Source organism: Streptomyces sp. NPDC085460 (assembly GCF_044541975.1).
Taxonomy (GTDB): Bacteria; Actinomycetota; Actinomycetes; order Streptomycetales; family Streptomycetaceae; genus Streptomyces.
In genome coordinates this window covers 252,459-273,651 of record NZ_JBITTO010000009.1, presented here as the reverse complement: position 1 = coordinate 273,651, position 21,193 = coordinate 252,459, and the positions used below count along the sequence as shown (strand labels likewise).

At 75.5% G+C, this 21,193-nt stretch carries 17 protein-coding genes; 11 read left to right on the top strand and 6 right to left on the bottom strand.

Annotated elements, in window-relative coordinates:
* Positions 1–90: 90 nt before the first annotated feature.
* From ACIGHB_RS24685 to ACIGHB_RS24670, 4 genes are all read left to right on the top strand, one after another.
* The gene (locus tag ACIGHB_RS24685) at positions 91–1,140 is read left to right on the top strand and encodes a betaine/proline/choline family ABC transporter ATP-binding protein (protein ID WP_360314218.1); all 1,050 of its coding nucleotides are present in this window, start codon (positions 91–93) and stop codon (positions 1,138–1,140) included.
* Positions 1,133–2,941, top strand: coding sequence for an ABC transporter permease/substrate binding protein (locus ACIGHB_RS24680; protein WP_360314216.1), 1,809 nt, complete (start codon positions 1,133–1,135; stop codon positions 2,939–2,941). Before ACIGHB_RS24685 ends, ACIGHB_RS24680 begins: the two co-directional genes overlap by 8 nt.
* 323 nt (positions 2,942–3,264) lie before the next feature.
* Positions 3,265–3,816, top strand: coding sequence for an XRE family transcriptional regulator (locus tag ACIGHB_RS24675; protein ID WP_360314214.1), 552 nt, complete (start codon positions 3,265–3,267; stop codon positions 3,814–3,816).
* Positions 3,813–4,556 carry a helical backbone metal receptor gene (locus ACIGHB_RS24670; protein WP_360314212.1) on the top strand — a complete coding sequence of 248 codons (744 nt, stop codon included), beginning with the start codon at positions 3,813–3,815 and terminating at the stop codon, positions 4,554–4,556. Before ACIGHB_RS24675 ends, ACIGHB_RS24670 begins: the two co-directional genes overlap by 4 nt.
* Here ACIGHB_RS24670 and ACIGHB_RS24665 read toward each other — a convergent pair.
* Positions 4,483–5,643, bottom strand: coding sequence for a TDT family transporter (locus tag ACIGHB_RS24665; protein WP_399915918.1), 1,161 nt, complete (start codon positions 5,641–5,643; stop codon positions 4,483–4,485). The two genes, ACIGHB_RS24670 and ACIGHB_RS24665, sit on opposite strands and share 74 nt — an antisense overlap.
* A 541-nt stretch (positions 5,644–6,184) precedes the next feature.
* Between ACIGHB_RS24665 and ACIGHB_RS24660 the strand changes: the two genes are divergently transcribed.
* Positions 6,185–7,102 carry a LysR family transcriptional regulator gene (locus tag ACIGHB_RS24660; protein WP_360314208.1) on the top strand — a complete coding sequence of 306 codons (918 nt, stop codon included), beginning with the start codon at positions 6,185–6,187 and terminating at the stop codon, positions 7,100–7,102.
* An 84-nt stretch (positions 7,103–7,186) separates the two neighbouring features.
* On the opposite strand, the gene ACIGHB_RS24655 is transcribed toward ACIGHB_RS24660, so the two are convergent.
* Both ACIGHB_RS24655 and ACIGHB_RS24650 read right to left on the bottom strand, forming a co-directional pair.
* The gene (locus ACIGHB_RS24655) at positions 7,187–8,818 is read right to left on the bottom strand and encodes an amidohydrolase (RefSeq protein WP_399915916.1); all 1,632 of its coding nucleotides are present in this window, start codon (positions 8,816–8,818) and stop codon (positions 7,187–7,189) included.
* 227 nt (positions 8,819–9,045) lie between these two features.
* The gene (locus ACIGHB_RS24650; RefSeq protein ID WP_399915915.1) at positions 9,046–9,783 is read right to left on the bottom strand and encodes a TetR/AcrR family transcriptional regulator; all 738 of its coding nucleotides are present in this window, start codon (positions 9,781–9,783) and stop codon (positions 9,046–9,048) included.
* A gap of 67 nt (positions 9,784–9,850) precedes the next feature.
* Between ACIGHB_RS24650 and ACIGHB_RS24645 the strand changes: the two genes are divergently transcribed.
* Positions 9,851–11,308, top strand: a complete 1,458-nt coding sequence (locus tag ACIGHB_RS24645; RefSeq protein ID WP_399915913.1) for a purine-cytosine permease family protein — start codon at positions 9,851–9,853, stop codon at positions 11,306–11,308.
* Between the two features lie 161 nt (positions 11,309–11,469).
* Here the strand turns inward: ACIGHB_RS24645 and ACIGHB_RS24640 are convergent, their stop codons facing one another.
* Together ACIGHB_RS24640 and ACIGHB_RS24635 are read right to left on the bottom strand one after the other, a co-directional pair.
* Positions 11,470–12,159 (bottom strand): gamma-glutamyl-gamma-aminobutyrate hydrolase family protein, encoded by a 690-nt coding sequence (locus tag ACIGHB_RS24640; RefSeq protein ID WP_399915911.1) that lies wholly within the window; start codon positions 12,157–12,159, stop codon positions 11,470–11,472.
* Positions 12,160–12,236: 77 nt separating this feature from the next.
* Positions 12,237–12,971 (bottom strand): FCD domain-containing protein, encoded by a 735-nt coding sequence (locus ACIGHB_RS24635; protein ID WP_360314302.1) that lies wholly within the window; start codon positions 12,969–12,971, stop codon positions 12,237–12,239.
* A gap of 94 nt (positions 12,972–13,065) precedes the next feature.
* Here ACIGHB_RS24635 and ACIGHB_RS24630 point away from each other — a divergent pair, with 94 nt between their 5' ends.
* The 3 genes from ACIGHB_RS24630 to ACIGHB_RS24620 all read left to right on the top strand — a co-directional run bounded on the left by ACIGHB_RS24630 (position 13,066) and on the right by ACIGHB_RS24620 (position 16,742).
* On the top strand, positions 13,066–14,430 hold the full coding sequence (locus ACIGHB_RS24630; protein ID WP_399915909.1) for a glutamine synthetase family protein: 1,365 nt from the start codon (positions 13,066–13,068) through the stop codon (positions 14,428–14,430).
* Between the two features lie 144 nt (positions 14,431–14,574).
* Positions 14,575–15,948: an aldehyde dehydrogenase family protein gene (locus ACIGHB_RS24625; protein ID WP_399915907.1), complete on the top strand. Its 1,374-nt coding sequence runs from the start codon at positions 14,575–14,577 to the stop codon at positions 15,946–15,948.
* Positions 15,945–16,742 (top strand): 3-oxoacyl-ACP reductase, encoded by a 798-nt coding sequence (locus ACIGHB_RS24620; protein ID WP_360314194.1) that lies wholly within the window; start codon positions 15,945–15,947, stop codon positions 16,740–16,742. Before ACIGHB_RS24625 ends, ACIGHB_RS24620 begins: the two co-directional genes overlap by 4 nt.
* A 4-nt stretch (positions 16,743–16,746) precedes the next feature.
* Here ACIGHB_RS24620 and ACIGHB_RS24615 read toward each other — a convergent pair whose 3' ends face one another.
* Positions 16,747–17,949, bottom strand: a complete 1,203-nt coding sequence (locus ACIGHB_RS24615; RefSeq protein ID WP_399915905.1) for an amino acid deaminase/aldolase — start codon at positions 17,947–17,949, stop codon at positions 16,747–16,749.
* Positions 17,950–18,877: 928 nt separating this feature from the next.
* Between ACIGHB_RS24615 and ACIGHB_RS24610 the strand changes: the two genes are divergently transcribed.
* Positions 18,878–19,981 (top strand): hypothetical protein, encoded by a 1,104-nt coding sequence (locus ACIGHB_RS24610; protein ID WP_399915903.1) that lies wholly within the window; start codon positions 18,878–18,880, stop codon positions 19,979–19,981.
* A complete protein-coding gene (gene mycP / locus ACIGHB_RS24605; RefSeq protein ID WP_399915901.1) occupies positions 19,978–21,177 on the top strand; it encodes a type VII secretion-associated serine protease mycosin in 1,200 nt (399 codons plus the stop codon). The genes ACIGHB_RS24610 and mycP overlap by 4 nt, the downstream gene beginning before the upstream one ends.
* Positions 21,178–21,193: the final 16 nt, after the last annotated feature.

Here is a 21,193-nt window from a genome sequence, read left to right as displayed (position 1 = left end):
CGCGACGGGTGTGCGGGCAGATCCCGTCGCGCTCCACGGCCCGGTCGCGGGGGTGGCGGGCCGTTTTTCCCTGCTACCCGTGAGGTGAATGTGTCCAGGCTCCAGGCCGACCACCTGTTCAAGGTGTTCGGCAGACGCCCCGCCGAGGAATCCGACGCCGTCCGCGCCCTCGTGGCGGGCGCCGACCGCGACGAGCTGCGCGAGAACGGCGTCACCGCCGCCGTCGTCGACGCCTCCTTCGTGGTCGAACCGGGTCAGATCTTCGTGGTCATGGGCCTCTCGGGATCCGGCAAGTCGACCCTCCTGCGCATGCTCAACGGCCTGCTGGAACCGACCGCGGGCCGCGTCCTATACGACGGCGACGACCTCACCGCGCTCTCCCCCCGCGCGCTGCGCGAGGTCCGCTCCCGCCGCATCAGCATGGTCTTCCAGCACTTCGCGCTCTTCCCGCACCGCACCGTCCTGGAGAACGCCGGCTACGGCCTGGAGGTCCAGGGCGTCCCGCGCGCCGAGCGCGAGAAGCGCGCCGCCGAGGCGCTGGAGCTGTGCGGCCTGGCCGGCTGGGAGAAGTCCTGGCCCGACGAGCTGTCCGGCGGCATGCAGCAGCGCGTGGGCCTGGCCCGGGCGCTCGCCACCGACGCCGACCTGCTCCTCATGGACGAGTCGTTCAGCGCGCTCGACCCGCTGATCCGCCGCGACATGCAGGACCAGCTCCTCGTGCTCCAGAAGAAGCTGAAGAAGACCATCGTCTTCATCACCCACGACCTCAACGAGGCCATGCGCCTCGGCGACCGCATCGCCGTCATGCGCGGCGGCCGGATCGTGCAGCTCGGCACCGCCGAGGACATCCTGGTCCGGCCCGCCGACGACTACGTGGCCTCCTTCATCCAGGACGTCGACCGCTCCCGGGTGCTCACCGCCTCCGCGGTCATGACCGACGCCGAGGGCCCGGCCGACCCGGACGCGCCGGTCGTCGGCCCGGACACGCTCCTCGCCGACCTGTGCGCCCTCGCGGCCTCGGGCCCGCACCCGGTGACCGTCCAGGACGCCGGCGGCTCCACCCTCGGAGTCGTACAGAAGGAAAAGCTTCTCGCCGTGCTCGGCGGGCTCGCGGCCGAGGAGGTGACCGTCGGTGCCTAGGCTTCCCCTCGGCCAGTGGGTCGACCGTTCCGTCGACTGGCTCCAGGCGCAGTTCTCCTGGCTGTTCGACGCCGTCAGCTCCGGCATCACCGGCCTGTACGACGGCATCGACGCCGTCCTGTCGGCGCCGCAGCCGCTGCTGCTCGCCGGCATCCTCGCCGTCGTGGCCTGGTGGCTGCGCGGCCTCGCCGCCGGTGTCCTCGCCTTCGCCGGGTTCGCGCTCGTCGACTCCGTGCAGCTGTGGGACGAGGCGATGGCGACGCTCTCGCTGGTCCTCGTCGCCACCCTCGTCACCCTGGTGATCGCCGTGCCGCTCGGCATCTGGGCGGCACGTTCGAAGACGGTCAGCGCGGTGCTGCGGCCCGTCCTCGACTTCATGCAGACCATGCCGGCGATGGTCTACCTCATCCCCGGCATCATCTTCTTCGGCGTCGGCGTCGTCCCCGGCATCATCGCCACCATCGTCTTCGCCCTGCCGCCCGGCGTCCGCATGACCGAGCTCGGCATCCGCCAGGTCGACGGCGAACTCGTCGAGGCCGCCGAGGCGTTCGGCACCACCCCGCGCGACACCCTGCTGCGGGTGCAGCTGCCGCTCGCCGTCCCGACGATCATGGCCGGCGTCAACCAGGTCATCATGCTGGGCCTGTCCATGGTCGTCATCGCCGGCATGGTCGGCGGCGGCGGCCTCGGCGGCGCCGTCTACCGGGCCATCGGCAACGTCGACATCGGCCTCGGCTTCGAGGCCGGCGTCTCCATCGTCGTCCTCGCCATGTACCTCGACCGGATGACCGGCGCCCTGGGCCGCCAGGTCTCCCCGCTCGGCCGCCGCGCCCTCGCCAAGGCCCGCGCGGTCACCGCGCGCCGCCGCACCGCGCAGCTGTGGGCGCACCGCCCGCAGCCGGTCACCGCGCTCGTCGGCATCGTCGTCCTCGCGCTCGTCGCGGGTGGCTCCGGCTTCCTCGGCGGCTCCGGCGCCACCTCGACCACGGCCGCCGGCGCGGGCTCCGGCCACGGCAAGAAGATCAGCATCGGCTACATCCCGTGGGACGAGGGCATCGCCTCCACCTACCTGTGGAAGGAGCTGCTGGAGCGCCGGGGCTACGAGGTCGAGACCAAGCAGCTGGAGGCCGGCGCGCTCTACACCGGCCTGGCCGGCGGGCAGCTCGACTTCCAGACCGACGCCTGGCTGCCCGTCACCCACGCCTCGTACCTGGAGAAGTACGGGAACAAGCTGGAGGACCTCGGTTCCTGGTACGGCCCGACCTCCCTGGAGCTGTCCGTCCCCTCGTACGTGAAGGACGTGAAGTCCCTCGCCGACCTCAAGGGCAAGGGCGACCGCTTCAAGGGCCGCATCGTGGGCATCGAGCCCAGCGCCGGGATGATGGGCATCCTGAAGGACAAGGTCCTGAAGGAGTACGGCCTGGAGGGCGAGTACGAGGTCGTGGACGGTTCCACGCCCGGCATGCTCGCCGAGCTCAAGCGGGCGTACGAGCGCGAGGAGCCGGTCGTCGTCACCCTCTGGTCGCCGCACTGGGCCTACTCCGCCCACGACCTGACGAAGCTCGCCGACCCGAAGGGCGTCTGGGGCAAGGGCGACGGGGTGCACACCCTGGCCCGCAAGGGCTTCAGCGAGGACAACCCCGAGGTGGGCGCCTGGCTGAAGGACTTCAAGCTCACGGAGAAGCAGCTCACCGGCCTGGAGCAGCAGATCCAGGAGACCGGCAAGGGCAAGGAGCAGGAGGCCGTCCGCACCTGGCTGGACGCCCAGCCGGGCCTCGCGGAGCAGCTGGCCCCGCAGTGACGGCCGGTGCGGGGCGCGGTGCCGTGACGGCGCCTTACGGCGCGGCTCGCCCGCGCTGAGGCCGGACCGGACCCGCCGGAGAGGGGTGGTCGCCGATCGTGATCGGCGGCCACCCCTCTCCGCTGTCCCCCTCCCCGGCGCCCTGCCCCGTCTCCTCCCCGCTGTCGCGTCCCGTGCCCTCCTCGGTGCCCTCCCCACTGCCCTCTCCCGTGCCCTTTCCGGCCCCCTTTCCGTCACGACGCGAAACCTCGGCCCAAAGCTGCGTAAGGTGCAGGTAACCGGCCGGTACGCGACGAGGCAGCCAGCAGAGGGAGGGAGCCGCCGTGGACGAGAAGGAAGCGCCCCGGGTGGGCGCGGCCGTGAAGAGGCGCCGCCGGGCCCTCCAGCTCACCCTGGCCGTCGTCGCCTCCCGCAGCGGCCTCTCCGTGCCCTTCCTCAGCCAGATCGAGAACGAGCGGGCGCGCCCCAGCCGCCGCTCCCTGGAACTGGTCGCCGAGGCCCTCCAGACCACCGCCGCCGAACTCCTCGCCGTCGCCGAGGCCGCCCGCACCGTCGACGTCGTCCGCGCCGACGAGGGCACCACCGCGATGCCGGACGGCGTACGGCGCCTGGTGCGCGGCCGGCACCAGCTGCACGCCCTGGAGTTCACGGGCGAGCAGGACGCGGGCCGGGAGTTCCAGCACCGCAACGACGAACTGCTGTACGTCGCCGACGGCGCCGCCGAGGTGGAGGCCGAGGGCCGCGCCCACCGGCTGGGCCGCGGCGACTCCCTGTACCTCTCCGGCGGCGTCCGGCACCGCTGGCGCGCCACCGAACCGGGCACCCGCCTCCTCGTCGTCGCCGTCGCCGACCACGTCGAGGTGGAGGAAGAATGACGCAGCTGAGAGGCCCGGCCCCGCGGGTCGTGTCCCTGGTGCCCTCGCTCACCGAGGCGGTCGCCGTCACCGCGCCGGGACTGCTCGTCGGCGCCACCGACTGGTGCGCCCACCCCGCCGGGCTCGACGTCGCCCGGATCGGCGGCACCAAGAACCCGGACGTGCCCGCGATCCTCGCCCTCCGCCCCGACCTGGTCCTCGCCAACGAGGAGGAGAACCGGGCCGTCGACCTCGACGCGCTGCGGGACGGCGGCGCGGAGGTCCTCGTCACCGAGATCCGCACCCTCGACCAGGGCCTGACCGCCCTCGGCGACGTCCTCGCCGCCTGCGGCGCGCCCCGCCGCCCGCGCTGGCTGGCCGAGGCCGAGGAGGCGTGGGCGGCCGTGGAGCCGGTGGCGGACGGGGTCACCGCCGTCGTGCCGATCTGGCGGCGGCCCTGGATGGTCCTCGGCCGGGACACCTTCGCCGGCGACCTGCTCGCCCGCTTCGGCGTCCGCAACCTGTACGCCGACCACGCCGAGCGCTACCCGAAGGTGCCGCTCGCCGAGCTGAACGGCGCCGGGCCGCGCCTGGTGGTCCTCCCCGACGAGCCGTACCGCTTCACCGCCGACGACGGCCCCGAGGCGTTCCCCGGGGCCGCCGCCGCGCTCGTCGACGGGCGGATGCTCACGTGGTACGGGCCGTCGCTCGCGACGGCTCCGCGGCTGCTGGCGCGGGACCTGCGAGCAGCGCTCCGCTGACCAGACCGCGCGTGGTGTGGACCGCGGCCACCAGCCAGGCCGCGGCGAGGAACACGTACAGCGCGACCGCGAGCCAGCGGAAGGCGTCCAGGCCGGTGTGGCGGGCCAGCCCCTCGGCGCCGGTGACGCAGGTGCCGACCGGGAAGGTGAAGGCCCACCAGGTCATCGCGAAGCCCATGCCGGCCCGCCGGGCCCGCACCACCATCGCCCCGGCCAGCGCCAGCCACAGCAGCGCGAACCCCATGACCGGCACGCCGTAGAGGACGGCGAAGGCGGCGAAGCCGTGCGCGTACGTCCCGGGGAGCACGCCGGCGGCGGAGTCGGCGAAGGCGTTGGCGGCGGTGGTCGACTGGCCGAGCGGGCCGAGGACGAGGAAGAGCGTCGGGGTGAGCGCGAGCGGCAGCGGGCCGTCGAGGACGAGCCGGCCGAAGACCAGCGGCAGCATCACCAGGGTGGCGAGCAGGCTGATGCCGAACATCGCGTAGCAGGCGATCAGGAGGGTCTGCCGGGGCTGGCCCTCGGGCAGGTGGGGGAGGAGCAGCGGGCCGAGGGCGGCGGAGACCATGGGCGCCACGACGGGCAGCAGCCAGACGGGGGACGCCTGGTCGATCCGGTGCCGGACCACCATCAGGTACGGCACGGTGACGGCGGCGGCCAGTCCCACGGCCGTGCCGGCGGTGAAGAGGACGGTGTCGAGGGCGACGGCCGCGGGGAGGCCGATCCAGTCCTTGCCGAGCGTCAGGGTGCCGCCGCCGACGGCGAGCAGCGCCATCGAGAGACAGCCGTAGAAGGGCGCCACCGCCGGGTCGAGGAGGTGGGCGCGGGCCTGGTCGCGGTGGCGGTGCCAGTGCGCGGCCCGGGCGGTGAGCAGGGTCAGCAGCATCGCGAGGGAGAGCGCCCAGACGGCGGTGCAGACGGTACGGAGACCGGGCACGGTGACGGGGAGCGCGGCGCCGGCCGTGCCGACGACGGAGGTGCCCATCACGGAGGCGTACCAGTTCGGACCGAGGTGACGGACCGACCGGGTCACGCGGGCGCGCGGGGTGGAGGCGCCGAGGAGGGGGCGGGAGGGTGCGAGGCTTGCCATGCCTCCACCGTCGCCGCTGGTCACGGCCCCCACCAGGGATCATGAGGCTATGACGTCATAAGCTGGCCTTATGAGCAGGGAGCAGGACGGCGACACGGGGGCGGAGCGGCGGGGCACGGGCGGGGGTACCGGGCGCGCCGGGGGTGGCGGACGGGCTGGGGGTGGCGGACGGGCCGGGGATGCGGGACAGGCCGACGGCGGGCGGGTCGGGGACGCGGGGCAGGTCGGGAACGCGGGGCAGGTCGGGGATGCGGGGCAGACCGCGGACGCCGGGCGCGCCGGGGATGACGGACGGGCCGGGGATGCGGGGCAGACCGCGGGCGCCGGGCGCGCCCGGGACGCCGGACGGAGCGCCGGACGGGGCCCCGGAAGGAGGACGGCCGTGGCGGCGATCGTGGCTGCCGGAAGGGGTACGGCGGCTGGAGGCGGTAAGGAGGCCGGAGGCGGTACGGCGGCCGGAGGCGGTACGGGGGCCGGAGGCGGTACCGCGGCCGGAGGCGGTGCGGCGGCAGGCGCGGGTGAGGGGCACGCGCGCGGAACGGTGACCGCGCACCTCTCGCACCGGGTGCCCGACCTCGGCGCCCTCGAACTGCTCCTCGCCGTCGCCCGGCACGGCAGTCTCGGGGCCGCGGCCCGCGAGGTCGGCATCACGCAGCCGGCGGCCAGCAGCCGGATCCGTTCCATGGAGCGGCAGCTCGGCGTGGCGCTCGTGGACCGTTCGCCGCGCGGCTCGCGGCTCACCGACGCGGGCGCGCTGGTCACCGACTGGGCGCGGCGGATCGTGGAGTCGGCGGAGGCGTTCGACGCGGGGGTGCAGGCGCTGCGGGGCCGCCGGGACTCGCGGCTGCGGGTGGTGGCGTCGATGACGATCGCCGAGTACCTGCTGCCGGGCTGGCTGATCGCGCTGAGGGCCGAGCGGCCGGACACCGCGGTGTCGCTCCAGGCCGGGAACTCGGCGGTGGTCGCCGAGCGGCTGCTCGCGGGGGAGGCGGACCTGGGCTTCGTGGAGGGCCTCGCGGTGCCGGACGGGCTCGACGGCACGGTCGTCGCCCACGACCGGCTCGTGGTCGTGACCGCGCCCTCCCACCCGTGGGCGCGCCGCCGCACGCCGATCGAACCGGCGGAGCTGGCGGCCACGCCGCTGGTGCTGCGGGAGCACGGTTCGGGCACCCGGCAGGTCCTCGACGCGGCCCTCGCCGGGCACGGCGGGCTCGCCCGGCCGCTCCTCGAACTGGCCTCCACCACCGCGGTGAAGGCGGCGGCGGTCAGCGGCGCGGGCCCGGCGGTCCTGAGCGAGCTGGCGATCGCGGAGGAGCTGTCCTCGCGCCGTCTGGTCGCCGTGCCGGTGGCGGGCGCCCGGCTCGCCCGCGACCTGCGGGCGGTCTGGCCGACGGGCCACCGCCCCACGGGCCCGGCCCGCGACCTCCTCTCCCTGACGAGGGCGCGGCCGGGCGGCTGAGGCCCCCGCGCCTCAGGGCAGTGACGCCTTGAGACCCCGTGCCTCAGGGCTGTGACGCCCCTGAGCCCCCGTGCCTCAGGGCTGTTACAGCTGCGGGGCCTGGTGGGTGACGCGGCCGTCGACCGCCGTCAGGAGCACCGGGACGTCGGGGAGTTCCGACGCGGGCGTGGTGAGCGGGTCGGCGGCGAGGACGGTCAGGTCGGCGCGGTGGCCCGGCGCGAGCCGGCCGGAGATCCGCTCCTCGCCCGCCGCGTAGGCCGCGCCCGTCGTCAGGCCGCGCAGCGCCTCCAGCGCGGTCAGCGCCTGCTCGGGGCCGTGCGGCGGCTGCGCGAGGTCGCGGGAGGGGCGGCGGTGCACGGCGCCGGCGAGCACGCCGAGCGGCGGGAACGGCGCGATCGGCCAGTCCGAACCGAGCACCACGGTCGCCCCGGAGTCGACCAGGTCCCGGCAGCGCCAGGCGCGTCCGGCGCGCTCCTCGCCGAGCCGGCGGGACCAGTTGTCGGTGTGGTCGGCGCGGGTGAAGTCGCAGCAGTGGGTGGGCTGCATGGAGGCGATGACGCCCAGCTCGGCGAAGCGGCCGAGGGTGTCGTCCGGGACGGTCTCGATGTGCTCGACCCGGTGGCGTACGCCGGGGTCGCCGCCGGTCGCGCGGGCCTTCTCGACGGCGTCGAGGACGTGCCGTACGGCGGCGTCGCCGATGGCGTGGGTCGCCGTCGGCACCCCGGCGCGGTGCAGCGCGCCGATGACCTCGGTGTACGCCTCCGGGTCGGGCCAGAAGGCGTGGGTGGACTCGCCGTGGCAGTCGGGCTTCTCCAGCCACGCGGTGCCGTTGTCGATGGTGCCGTCCATGAAGAGCTTCACGCCGGCGACCCGCCAGAGCGCGCCGCCGCGTCCCTGGAGGCCGATCAGCTCCCGCACCCCGGCCTCGTCGGTGCCCGGCTGGCACCAGGGGGCCACCCGCAGCCGCAGCGGCAGCCGGCCGGCGGCGTCCAGCGCGGCGAAGAGGTCGAGGCTGTCGCCGTTGGCGTCCATGACGTGCCCGCCGGTCAGGCCCGCCGCCGCCATCCCGTCCAGGGCCGTGGCCAGCCGCTCCAGGCGCTCGGCGCTGGTCGGCCGGGGGGCGACGCGTTCGACCAGCTCGCAGGCGGCGTCCTCCTGGAGCAGTCCGGTGGGGCGTCCGTCGGCGTCGCAGACGATCTCGGCGGACGCCTGGGCGAAGGCGCGGGGGCCGTCGATCCCGGCGAGTTCGAGGGCGCGGCGGGAGGCGAGCGCGGAGTGCGCGTCGAAGAGCAGCAGGAAGGCGGGGACCCCGTCGAGGACGGTGTCGAAGGGGGCGACGCCGACCGGCTCGCCGCCGAAGACGTTCGGGTCGAGGCCCCAGGCGAACAGCCAGTCGCCCCGGCCGAGCCCGCGCACCTCGCGCGCCAGTGCCTCCCGTACGTCGGCGAGGTCGGCGCAGGGGGAGAGGTCGAGACCGCCGGTGAGCTCGGCGCCGGTCACGGGGTGGACGTGTCCGTCCACGAGACCGGGGGTGACCACGGCGCCCTTCAGGTCGACGACCCTCGTCGCGGGCCCGGCGAGCTCGCGCACCTCGCGGTCGTCGCCGAGCGCGGCGATCCGCCCGTCCTCGCCCACGGCGAGCGCGCTCGCCGGGAGGAAGCCGCCGGTGGCGGGGTCGAGCAGACGGGCGGAGTGGAGGACGAGTCGGGTGGACACGAGGGTGCTCCTAGCGGTGGTGGTACGAGAAGTGTGGGCGCGGTACGGCGGGAGAGCCCTTCCGCGCGCCGCCGCGCCGCCGCGCCGCCGGTCCGTCCACCGGACGGACGGTGGGCGGCGGGGGGCGGCCGGGGGCGGCTGGGGGGGGGCGGCTGTGGTCGGCGGTGGCGCGTCCCCACAGGCGTACGGCCGAGGAGGTCAGGGCGGCCGGCGGGGGGCTCGTCCCGTCAGCCCGTGGGCGTCGGCGGGTCGCCGAGGGCCGCGGCGGCCAGGCGCGGCACGGCCGCCGCGGCGGCCTCCGTGGGGGAGAAGGTGAGGGGGAGGGTGCCCGTCGCGCCCGGGGCGTCGAGGGTGCCGTGGGGGAGGTCGAGGGCGCGTTCCGCGGTGCTGAGGGCGAGGCGGGTGACGGCCGCGGGCCGGTCGGTGCGGTCGGAGTTGGCGTGGGCGCCGAGGCCGTCCAGGACGACCAGTACCTGGATCGCCGCGGACCGGGGGTCCTCGGTGCGGAACTCGCCGCGGGCGACGCCGTCGCGGATCAGCTCCTCGAGACGGTCGTCGGAGGCCAGCTCCATGCGGGTGACCACCTCCCGCAACACGGGCCGGTAGCGGCTCAGGTGGCGGGCGTTGATCCAGAGGCGGCTGATGTCGTCGTAGGCGTCGCCGGACGACAGCGCGAAGTACCGGGCGAGGTACTGCGCGGGGGTGCCGTCCGGGCGCTCGGCGGGCAGCAGCGCGTCGAGCTCGCCGAGGGCCGCGACGGAGAACGCCTCGGCCACCAGGTCCTCGGCGGAGGGGAAGTAGTGGCTGATCAGGCCGGGCCGGACGGCGAGTTCCTCGGCGACGCGCCGCAGGGTGACGCACTCCAGACCTTCGGTCAGGGCGATCCGGGCGGCGGTCGCCACGATCTCCGCCCGCCGGGCCTCGGGTGTTTTCCGAACGCGCTTGCGCTGGACGCTTGACGACATACCGGTGATGCTATTGAGTGTGCGACCAATAAGCAACCAGGTGGGCAATCACGCACCGGAGGGCCGCATGGCTTCCACGATCCCCGACCCGCGCTCCGGGACAGAGCGCGCGTCGGCACCCCTGCCGGCCGGTGACCGGCCCGGCCGCGTCGAGGCCCACGGCATCGACCACATCCCGGACGGCGAGCGCCACGGCCACCCCCGTGAGCTCTTCTCCGTCTGGGCCGCGGCGAACGTCAACTACCTCAGCCTCGTCATCGGCGGAGCGCTGGTCCTCATGGGCCTCACGCTCGGGCAGGCCATCGGCGTGATCGTCGTCGGCAACCTCTTCTGGGTCCTCACCGGCGTCCTCGCCACCTCGGGACCCGCCGCCGGCGTCCCCAGCGAGGTCGTCACCCGCGCGCTCTACGGCGTCCTCGGCAACCGCGTGAACAACGCCGTCGGCGGCTGGCTCGTCTCCGTCTGTTACTTCGCCCTCAACCTGGCCGCCGCCGCGACCGCCGCCTTCGCGCTCGTCGAGAGGGCCGGGCTCCCGGCCGGCACCCCGACGCGGGTCGTGGTCATCGTGGTCATCGCCGCGCTCACGCTGGCCATCAGCGTCTACGGGCACGCGCTGATCATCAGGCTCTACCTGCCGGTCACGCTGGTCCTGAGCGCCGCGTTCGCCGTCGTCGCCCTCGCTGTCCTCCGGCACGCCGACTTCTCGTACACCCCGGCCGCGTCGCACTCCGGCGTCGCCCTGTGGGCCCTGCTGCTCGCGGGCGTCACGATGATCGCCTCGGGCCCGCTCTCGTACACCACGAGCGCCGACTTCTCCCGCTACCTGCCCCGCGACAGCTCCCCGCGCGCCATCGTGCTGTGGAACGCGCTGGGCGCGTTCGTGCCGAGCGTCGTCGTCTGTTCGCTCGGCGCCCTCGCCGCCACCGTCGTCGACATGTCCGACCCGCAGACGGCGCTCCAGGGCATCCTGCCGGGCTGGTTCGTGCCGGTCTTCCTGCTCGCCCTGGTCCTCGGCACCATCGCGATCAACGCCCTCACCGCGTACAGCGCCGGACTCGCCCTCCAGGCCGTGGGCCTGCGCGTCCGTCGCACGGTCAGCGTCCTCATCGACGGCGCCGTCGCCGTCGCCCTCACCCTCTACGGGCTGCTGGTCTCCGACTTCCTGGACACCGTCAGCAACGCCCTCCAGGTGATCACGGTCCTCACCGGCCCGATGATGTGCGTCTACGCCACGGACATCCTGCTCCGCCGCAACCGGTACGACGCGGCCGCCCTCTCCGACGAGACCCCCGGCAGCCCCTTCTGGTACACCGGCGGGTTCAACCCGGCGGGCGTGACCGCCCTGCTCGGCGGTGTCGCGGCCGGCGCGCTGTGCGTCGACAGCGTCTACACGGGGCCGGTCGCCGCCGCCGTCGGCATGGACCTCTCGCTGCCGGTCGGCATGGCCGTCGCCACCGCCCTCTACCTGCTCCTCGGCCGCCGCCCGGTCGCCGCCACCCTCCCCCCGGCCGTCCCCACGGCCTGACGGCGCGACCCCGGCGTCACGAGGCCCTCGGACCGCGCGGCGTCACGACCCGCGCGGCCCCCGACCCGCGCGGCCCCACGAACCGCGCGGCCCCACGAACCGCGGGGCGGCCGGACCGCCCACCCCGGCCGCCCCGCGCACCCGCTCGCGCACCCGCCCGCTCACCTCCGTACGGCCGCCGCCGCCCGGACGAGCCCCCGTACGACCCTCCGGTCCTCGCCCATCTCCGGGTGCCACTGCACTCCGAGGGCCCAGGCCGGTTCCGCCAGCTCCACCGCCTCCACCGTGCCGTCCTCCGCGTACGCCGAGGCCACCAGGCCCGCCCCCAGCCGGTCCACGGCCTGGTGGTGATAGGTCGGCACGTCGGCGAGCTCCGGGACGAGCGAGGCGTACAGCGTCCCCGGCACCGGCTTCACCGGGTGCCGCCCCATCACCCCCTCCGCCTCCACGTGCCCGTCCAGGTGCTGCGTCAGCGTGCCGCCCAGCGCCACGTTGAGCAGCTGCATGCCCCGGCAGATGCCGAGCAGCGGCGTGCCGGAGGCGAGCGCCGCGTCGATCAGCGCCAGCTCCCAGGAGTCCCGCTCCCGCGCCGGCGGGCCGGTCCTCGGATCGGGCTCGGCCCCGTACCGTACGGGCTCCACATCCGCCCCGCCCGCCACCATCAGACCGTCGAGGCGGGCGAGGACCGCCGCCGCCGCGGCCGGCTCGTCCGGCGGCAGCATCACCACGAGACCGCCGCCCTCCCGCACGTAGCGCGGGTACTGCGCGGGCAGCAGCGCCGCCGGCATGTCCCAGGCCCTCCAGCGCGCCCGGTCGAGATAGGTCGTCACACCGATGAGCGGCTCGGTCACGTGGCTGCCTCCAGGTAGGTGCGGATCACTGCCGACTCTAGGCCGCCGCGCGCCTCAATGGACCGCTGACATACCTTTCAGGCCAGGAAGCCGCGCAGCAGCGCCGCCGTCCCCGCGCAGTGCTCCCGCATCACCTCGCGGGCCGCGTCCGCGTCGCCCTCCAGGACCGCGTCCACCAGGGCCGCGTGCTGGTGCTGGGAGTGCTCCAGGTTGCGGACCAGGAGCGGGATGCAGTCGAGCAGGTCGTTGACGGTCGCGCGGACCGCCGCGTACTGGGCCGTCAGGCTCGGCGAGCCGGCGAGCTCGGCCAGCGTGAGGTGGAGCAGCGTGTCCTGGCGGCGGTAGTCGGCCGGCGGCGCGTCACGGGTCGCCGCGAGCGCCGCCCGCAGCCGCTCCCCGCCCGCCGCGTCCAGGCCCTGCGCCGCGCACAGCCCGGCCGCCCCCACCTCCAGGACCTCGCGGAAGCGCAGCGCGTCCTCCATGTCGACCGCGGCGACCCGGCGGCGCAGCTCCGCCTCGTCCGGGTCCTGCGGGCGCGGCAGCACGAACGTTCCGCCGTACCGGCCGCGCCGGCTCTCCACCAGGCCCTGCTCCTGGAGCACCTTCAGGACCTCGCGCAGCGTCACCCGGCTGATCCCCATCCGCTCGGCCAGCTCCCGCTCGGCGGGCAGCCGCTCGCCGGCCGGGACCAGACCCAGGCGGACCACCTGGAGGACCTGCTCCAGCGCCTCCTCGAAGCCGTTGCCGGCCCGGACCGGGCGCAGCACCGGCGTCAACCGGTCGGCGGGACCGGCCGGTTCACTCGTACGGATCACTTCTCGTCGCCCCTTCCCCTGGCACTTCCCAAGCAATGGTCTCTCCCCATACCTTATGACTCCCGGCAGGCCGAACGAGGAGAAGCGTCCCGTGGCAGACCGCACACCCCCGCTGACCGTCGAGGAACTGCGCTCCCTCGTCGCCGGCGGTGAGATCGACACCGTCGTCCTGGCCTTCCCCGACATGCAGGGGCGGCTCCAGGGGAAGAGGTTCGCCGCCCCCTTCTTCCTCGACGAGGTCCTCGCCCACGGCACCGAGGGATGCAACTACCTCCTCGCCGTCGACACCGAGATGAACACCGTCGACGGCTACGCGATGTCCTCCTGGGACCGCGGCTACGGCGACTTCGCCATGCGCCCCGACCTCGCCACCCTCCGCCGCGTCCCGTGGAACGAGGCGACCGCCCTGGTCACCGCCGACCTGACCTGGGCCGACGGCTCGCCCGTCGTCGCCGCGCCCCGCCAGATCCTCCGCCGGCAGCTGGAGCGGCTCGCCGCCCACGGCCTCACCGCCCACGTCGGCACGGAACTGGAGTTCATCGTCTTCCGGGACACCTACGAGCAGGCGTGGGACTCCGGTTACCGGGACCTCACCCCGGCCAACCAGTACAACATCGACTACTCCGTCCTCGGCACCGGCCGCATCGAGCCCCTGCTGCGCCGCATCCGCAACGAGATGGCCGCCGCCGGCCTCACCGTCGAGTCCGCCAAGGGCGAGTGCAACCCCGGCCAGCACGAGATCGCCTTCCGCTACGACGAGGCCCTCGTCACCTGCGACCAGCACGCCGTCTACAAGACCGGCGCCAAGGAGATCGCCTCCCAGGAAGGCGTCTCGCTCACCTTCATGGCCAAGTACAACGAGCGCGAGGGCAACTCCTGCCACATCCACCTCTCCCTCCAGGACGAGGCCGGCGCCAACGTGATGGCCGGGGACGACCCTCACGGGATGTCGGAGGTCATGCGCCGCTTCCTCGCCGGACAGCTGGCCGCCCTGCGGGACTTCTCCCTTCTCTACGCCCCCAACATCAACTCCTACAAGCGTTTCCAGCCCGGCTCCTTCGCCCCGACGGCCGTCGCCTGGGGCCCCGACAACCGCACCTGCGCGCTGCGGATCGTCGGACACGGGCGCTCCACCCGCTTCGAGAACCGGCTGCCCGGCGGCGACGTCAACCCCTACCTCGCCGTCGCCGCGATGATCGCGGCCGGCCTCCACGGCATCGAGCACGGCCTCGAACTCCCGCCGCCCTGCACCGGGAACGCCTACGCGGCCGACCACGCCCACGTCCCCACGACGCTGCGCGAGGCCGCCGAGCTCTGGGAGACCAGCGAGATCGCCAAGGAAGCCTTCGGCGCCGAGGTCGTCGCCCACTACCGCAACATGGCCCGCGTCGAACTCGCCGCCTTCGACGCGGCGGTCACGGACTGGGAACTGCGCCGCTCCTTCGAACGCCTCTGAAACCCCCGACCGCCGCCGCACCTCCAAGCACCCCGGGCGCCCCTGCCCCCGACCGCCGCCGCACCCCCCCGGATACCTCTGCCCCCGACCGCCGCCGCCTCCGCCCCCCCGGACGCCTCTGCACACCCCCGAGAGGACCGAGTCTTGCCCACCGAGCTCCAGGTACTGAACCCTGCGACGGAGGAACACGTCGCCACCGTCCCCGCCGCCGGGCCCGCCGACGTCGACGCCGCCGTCACCCGGGCCGCCGCCGCGCAGACCGCGTGGGCCGCCGCCGCCCCCGCGGACCGCGCCCGGCTGCTCCGCCGCTTCGCCTCCGTCGTCGACGCGCACACCGAGGAACTCGCCCTCCTGGAGGTCCGCGAGGCCGGGCACACCCTCGGCAACGCCCGCTGGGAGGCCGGAAACGTCCGCGACCTCCTCGACTACGCGGCCGGGGGAGTCGAGCGCCTGAACGGACGCCAGATCCCCGTCCCCGGCGGCATCGACCTCACGATCCTCGAACCCCTCGGCGTCGTCGGCGTGATCGCGCCCTGGAACTTCCCCATGCCGATCGCCGCCTGGGCCACCGCCCCCGCCCTGGCCGCCGGCAACGCCGTCATCCTCAAACCGGCCGAGACCACCCCCCTCACCGCCCTCCGTCTCGCCGAACTCGCCCTGGAGGCCGGCCTCCCCGAGCACCTCTTCCAGGTCCTCCCCGGCGAGGGAGCCGTCGCAGGCGAGGCCCTCGTCACCCACCCCGGCATCGCCAAGATCGTCTTCACCGGTTCCACCCGCACCGGCAAGCGGATCATGGCCAGGGCCGCCGACCAGGTGAAGCGGCTCACCCTCGAACTCGGCGGCAAGAGCCCCAACATCGTCTTCGCCGACGCGGACATCGAGGCGGCCGCCGCCGCCGCCCCCATGGCGTTCCTCGACAACAGCGGCCAGGACTGCTGCGCCCGCACCCGCATCCTCGTGCAGCGCGGCGTGTACGACCGCTTCATGGAGCTCCTCACCCCGGCGATCGAGGAGATCGTCGTCGGCGACCCGCTCGACCCGCGCACCCAGATGGGACCGCTGATCTCCCGCGCCCAGCTCGACCGGGTCCGCGGTTACGTCCCCGAGGACGCCGAGGCCATCCGCGGCAAGGCGCCCGAGGGGCCCGGCTTCTGGTTCCCGCCGACCGTCCTGACCGGCGTCGCCGAGGACGCCCCCTGCGCCGTCGAGGAGATCTTCGGACCCGTCGCCGTCGTCCTCCCGTTCGAGGACGAGGCCGACGCGCTCCGGCTCGCCGACGCCACCCCGTACGGCCTGGCCGGCTCCATCTGGACCCGGGACGTCGGCCGCGCCCTGCGCGCCGCCCGCGCCGTCCGGGCCGGCAACCTCTCCGTCAACTCCCACTCCAGCGTCCGCTACTGGACCCCGTTCGGCGGCTTCCGCCAGTCCGGACTCGGCCGGGAACTCGGCCCCGACGCCCTGACCGCCTTCACCGAGACCAAGAACGTCTTCATCAGCACGGAGGGCCCCGCACTGTGAGCACCAACCCGACCAGCGAAGAGATCGTCTGCCGCCGCCTCGTCGGCCGCACCGCCGTCATCACCGGCGCCGGCAGCGGCATCGGCCTCGCCACCGCCCGCCGGCTCGCCTCCGAGGGCGCGCACGTCGTCTGCGGCGACATCGACGAGGAGGCGGGGAAGGCCGCCGCCGAGGCCGTCGGCGGCACCTTCGTCAAGGTCGACGTCACCGACCCGGAGGAGGTCGAGGCGCTCTTCCGCGTCGCCTTCGAGACCTACGGCTCCGTCGACATCGCCTTCAACAACGCGGGCATCTCCCCGCCCGACGACGACTCCATCCTGGAGACCGGCCTGGAGGCGTGGAAGCGCGTCCAGGACGTCAACCTCACCTCCGTCTACCTGTGCTGCAAGGCCGCCCTGCCCTACATGCGGCGCCAGGGCAAGGGCTCCATCATCAACACCGCCTCGTTCGTCGCGATCATGGGCGCGGCGACCAGCCAGATCTCGTACACCGCCTCCAAGGGCGGCGTCCTCGCCATGTCCCGCGAGCTCGGCGTCCAGTTCGCCCGTGAGGGCATCCGGGTCAACGCGCTCTGCCCCGGCCCGGTCAACACCCCGCTCCTCCAGGAGCTGTTCGCCAAGGACCCGGAGCGGGCCGCCCGCCGGCTCGTCCACATCCCGGTCGGCCGGTTCGCCGAGGCCGACGAGATCGCGGCGGCCGTCGCCTTCCTCGCCAGCGACGACTCCTCGTTCGTCAACGCCTCCGACTTCCTCGTCGACGGCGGCATCTCGGGCGCCTACGTGACCCCGCTGTAGGGAATCAGAGGAAGGTGCGTCCCTCGCCCCGGTAGGTCGGGACCGTGTCCACCACATGGTCCCCCTCCACCAGGCGCAGCGCCTCGAACCGCTCGCACAGCTCGCCGGCCTTCGCGTGCCGGAACCACACCTTGTCGCCGATCCGCAGATCGTCGGCCGGCGAGCCCAGCAGCGGCGTCTGCACCTCGCCGGGCCCCTCCCGCGGGTCGTACCGCAGCCCCTCCGGCAGGTACGGGACGGGCAGCCGGTCCCGCCCCGCCGCTCCGGACGCCGGATAGCCGCCGCCCAGCACGGTGACGACCCCGACGCCCGGCCGCCGCACCACGGGCAGCGCGAAGAGCGCGGCGGGCCGGCCGCTGAAGGACGAATAGTCGTCGAAGAGCCGCGGCACGTAGAGACCGGACCCGGCGGCGATCTCGGTGACGGCCGCCTCCGCGGCGGTGTGCTGCACGCTGCCGGTGCCGCCGCCGTTGACGAACTCCAGGTCCGGCGCCACCGCCCGTACGGCCGCGACCACCGCCGCCCGCCGCCCGGCCAGCTCACGGCGGGCCGCCGCCTGCATCGCCCTGACCGCCCGCGACCGCAGCGGCCGGCCGGCCACCGCGTCCCCGACACCCGCCACATGACCCTCGTACGCCATCAGGCCGACCAGCCGGAACCCCGGCCGGCGCACCACCGAGCGGGCCAGCTCCGCCAGCTCCGCGGGCGTCCGCAGCGGGGACCGCCGCGCGCCGATCCGGACCCGGCCGCCGAGCAGGCGCAGCGAGGTGTCCATCTCCAGACAGACCCGCACCTCCTCGGTGCCGCCGGCCCGTGCCGCGTCGATCAGCTCCAGCTGCGCCACGTCGTCGACCGTCACCGTCACGGCGGCGGTGAGCTTCGGATCCCGCGCCAGCTCCGCGTACGCCGCCCGGTCGACGGACGGATAGGCGAGCAGCACGTCCTCGAAACCGGCGCGCGCCAGCCACAGCGACTCGGCGAGCGTGAACGACATGACTCCGGCGAAGCCGTCCCGCGCCAGCACCCGCTCCAGGAGCGCACGGCACCGCACCGACTTGCTCGCCACCCGGACCGGCTTGCCGCCGGCCCGCCGCACCAGATCGTCCGCGTTCGCGTCGAAAGCCTCCAGATCGACGAGCGCCAGCGGCGCGTCGAGAGCGGCGGTGGCCCGGTCGTACCGGGCCCTGTCGGCGGCACGGGGAGTCATGGCCCGAGCTTGCCAGACCGTCAGGGGGGTGGGTACCCCTGGGTTCCCGCGCAGCGGGGAACAGCCCGTAGAGTGGCGGGCATTGTCGGCAGGAGCAGGGGGCGGGATGACCAGCGAGCACAACCCCCGCGCGCCCCGCGTCACCGAGACCCTCCCGCCCCCCGCCACCACCCCCACCAGCGCCCTCTCCTCCCTCACCACCCACCTCACCCCACCGGCCCGCCCAACCTCCGACACCCCCCCGCCGGCCCCCGCAGCGACCCCGCACCCGGAGTCCGGTACGGCACCGCCCCCGCGTCCCACGTCCGGTACGGCCCCGCGCCCGGAGCCCGGCACGGCCCCTGTCGCGGTTCCTTCGACCGGTACGGCCCCGCCCCCGCGTCCCGCGTCCGGTACGGCCCCGGCCTCCGCGTCCGGCACGCCCCCGCGCCCGGAGTCCGGCACGGCCGCGCCCCCGCACTCCGCGTCCGGCACGCCCCCGCGTCCCGCGTCCGGTACGGCCCCGACCTCCGCGTCCGGCACGCTCGCGCGCCCGGAGTCCGGTACCGCCCCGGCCCCGCGCTCTTCCTCCGGTACGACCCCGAGCCCGGCGCCCGGCACGTCCGCGCCCCCGCGCTCTTCGTCCGGTACGGCTCCGGCCGCGCGCCCCGCGTCCGGCGCGCCTCCGCGTCCGGCCACGCCTCCGCGCCCCGCGACCGCCCCGCCGCCCCGCGCCCCGCACCGGCCGCCCACCGCGCCGCCCGCGACAGCCCCGGGTACCGCGACAGCCCCAGGCACCGCGACCGGCCAGGGCGCCCCACCCCCGGCCCGCCCCGCGCAGCCCCCGACGGCCACCCCTCCCACCCCCTCGCCGGCGTCTCCCGCCCCCTCGACGGCCACCCCGCCCACCCGCCCGCCGGCCACTCCGCCGCACCGGTCCGGCGCCCCCTTGCCGCCCCAGGCCACGGCACCGGCCTCCCGCCCGGCCACGGCACCGCCCTCCCGCCCGGCGACCCCGCCGCGCCCGGCCGCCGCGCAGGCGACCCGTACCTCCGCGCCGGCGGCCGCCCCGTCCCGCCCGGCGGGCTCCGGGCCCGGCGGCGGGGCCGAGCGTGCCGGCTCCCGCGCGTCCGGCGGCGCCTCCGCCCCGCTGCCCCCGGCACGGGCCCCGCACCCGCCCGCCGCGCCCGTCGCGCCCGTCGAGACCACCACCCGGCTCCGGCCCGTGCGGGTGCCGGCGTACGGGACGGACGAGACGCCGGTCGAGACGACCACCCGGCTGCGGCCCATACGGGAGCGGCGGCGGGGGAGGACCCTGGCCGTCGGCGCCTGTGTCGTGCTCGGGATCGGACTCGTCGGCGGGGCGCTCGCCGGGGTCTGGCTCGCCGCCTCCGGCGGCGGGAAGCCCGCCGAACCCGCCGGATACGCCGTCGCCAAGGAGCTCTGGCACAACGCGCCCGTCGACACCCTCTTCCCCCGCACCCTCACCGCCCCCCAGGCGGGCCCCGGCCCCTCCGCCCGTACCTGGACCCGGATCGTCGTCGCCCCCGACGCGTCCTGCGCCCCCGCCTCCCTCGCCCCCAAGCTGCTCACCGCCCTGCGCCCGCTCGGCTGCGAGCGCGTGCTGCGCGCCACGTACACCGACGCCACCGCCAGCAGCGTCCTCACCGTCGGCCTCGTCTTCACCCGCGCCGACGTCACCGCCCAGCGCGCCCTGGACGGAGCGAAACTGACCGCCCGCCTCGGCCAGGACGTGCCGCCCGCGCTCGCCGGGCCCGGCACCGTCGCCGCCGGCTTCGGCCCGGCCCAGCGCGCCGCCTGGTGGGTGACCGCCCCCACCGACCTGCCCGTCGTCGTCACCGCCGTCTCCGGCTTCGCCGACGGCCGCGCCGTCGGCCGCGCGGTCCCCGCCGACCAGGCCATGAAGAAGGGCCGCGCGGACGCCGTGGCCCAGTCCGGCCTGGGCCACGAGGCCCTCGGCATCGCCGGACGCCTGGAGCAGCAGCTCCGCACCACCGCCCTGAACGCGGCCAAGGAAGAGGACCAGCGGTGACCCGGCCCCGTACCCGCACGCGCGCGCGTACCCGCGCCGCGGCCACCGCGCCCGCCGCCGTCCTGCTCGCCGCCGCGTTCGCCGTGCTCCCCGCCGCCACGCCCGCGCACGCCGACGCCATCCGCGACCGCCAGTGGGGCCACGACACCCTCCGCACCGCCGAGGCGTGGCGCACCACCAAGGGCGAGGGGGTCACCGTCGCCGTCCTGGACACCGGAGTCGACGCCGACCACCCCGACCTCGCCGGCTCCGTCCTGCCCGGCCACGACCTCATCGGCTTCGGCGCCTCGAAGGGCGACGCCACCTGGGCCCGGCACGGCACCGCGATGGCCGGGATCATCGCCGGGCACGGCCACGGCTGGGCCGACGACAGCGGCGTCCTCGGCATCGCCCCCGGCGTCCGCATCCTGCCCGTCCGGGTCATCCTCGAAGGCAAGGACAAGGCCCGCGACAAGGCCAGGAAGACCCGCGGCACCGCCCTCGCCCAGGGCATCCGCTGGGCCGCCGACCACGGCGCCGACGTCATCAACCTGTCCCTCGGCGACGACTCCAAGTCCGCCCACCCCGACCCCGGCGAGGACGCCGCCGTCCAGTACGCGCTCGCCAAGGGCGTCTCCGTCGTCGCCTCCGCCGGCAACGGCGGCGAGAAGGGCGACCACATCTCCTACCCGGCCGCCTACCCCGGCGTCATCGCGGTCACCGCCGTCGACCGGTACGGCACCCGCGCCCCCTTCTCCACCCGCCGCTGGTACGCCACGGTCAGCGCCCCCGGCGTCGACATCGTCATCGCCGACCCGGACCGCAAGTACTACGAGGGCTGGGGCACCAGCGCCGCCGCCGCGTTCGTCTCCGGCGCCGTCGCCCTCGTCCGCTCCGCCCACCCCGAACTGACCCCCGCCCAGGTCAAGAAGCTCCTCGTGGACACCGCACGCGACCGGCCCGAGGGCGGCCGCAGCGACGACAAGGGGTACGGCACCGTCGACCCGGCCGCCGCCATCGAGGCCGGCGCCGCGCTGAAGGGCGGCGACCCGAAGAACGCCACCGCGGGCCACCGCGGCCAGTACTTCGGCCCCGGCCCCCTGCCCGCCGCCGAGGAGGACACCGCCCCCGGACTCCTCGCCCCCCTCGCCGGCGGCCTCGGCGCCCTCCTCCTGCTGACCGCCCTCGTCCTCCACCGGGCCGGCCGCACCCGCTGACCGCCGCACCCGCCGA